The 724-nt window shown below is 53.3% G+C and carries 2 protein-coding genes; one reads left to right on the top strand and one right to left on the bottom strand.

From position 1 onward, the window contains the following. Positions 1-319: hypothetical protein (locus ACX3P1_RS28265; protein ID WP_459083137.1), on the bottom strand; the 319-nt coding region annotated here is incomplete at its 3' end. A gap of 151 nt (positions 320-470) precedes the next feature. Here ACX3P1_RS28265 and ACX3P1_RS28260 point away from each other — a divergent pair. Continuing rightward, on the top strand, positions 471-724 hold a 254-nt coding region (locus ACX3P1_RS28260; protein ID WP_459083135.1), incomplete at its 3' end, for a hypothetical protein.

The raw sequence follows: 724 nt of genomic DNA, 5'->3' as shown, positions 1-724 counted from the left end.
GGCCGTCGACGCTATCGTCGCGAAGGTGAGGTTTTCGCTGGAAAGTCCACCCGGAGCCGTATTTCTCAACGAGTTCGTCGAACGCCGCATCCGCCTGTATTCGATTAAAGCCCCGGGCCACCAATCCATCAACGATGGATGCTTGCAGCCGATCCAGTTCCTGCTCGCGTCCAAGCTTCAGGTTCTGCACGATGGCCCAATGCAACAGTGTTCGGGCGATGTCGTCACGGGACGGCCTGCGCTCACTCCTTCTTACCGCCCTTACCTTCTGCTGGCGCTGCCGCTGCTTGTCCAGTTTTTCACGTTGCGTCTGTGCCATCTGATTGCCTCCTGCTCCTGGGTTAGCCTGGAGGCAATCAATGCATACGACAAACGCCGTTTGGATCGGATAGCCAAGATCGAAGATCGATCACGGTGAATCGGTATCCCCTTGTTTCGAATCGGATTACCGTAAATTATTTCGATGCAAGATGAGTTCGCGGCAAGCTGATTTAATTGCGGGCGTTTTCCGATGCCATATCGGCGCACGCCGTTTGCTGCTGTATCGCGATTCCAGCCCTTGGAATCGGATTTTTGGGGTCGTGAATCGTCTATCGATGGTCCAGAATCGAAATAGCGTGATTTTTCTTGATTTGGATCGGGTTGAAGGCACATTGGCTCACCCTCTCCACAAGCCGACTCGAGTTGCTTGGGCTCTTTTTCAAGTGAAATCGTTGATTCAAGC

The sequence above is a fragment of the Mesorhizobium sp. A623 genome (genome assembly GCF_054489405.1).
This window is presented reverse-complemented; position numbering and strand designations above follow the sequence as displayed.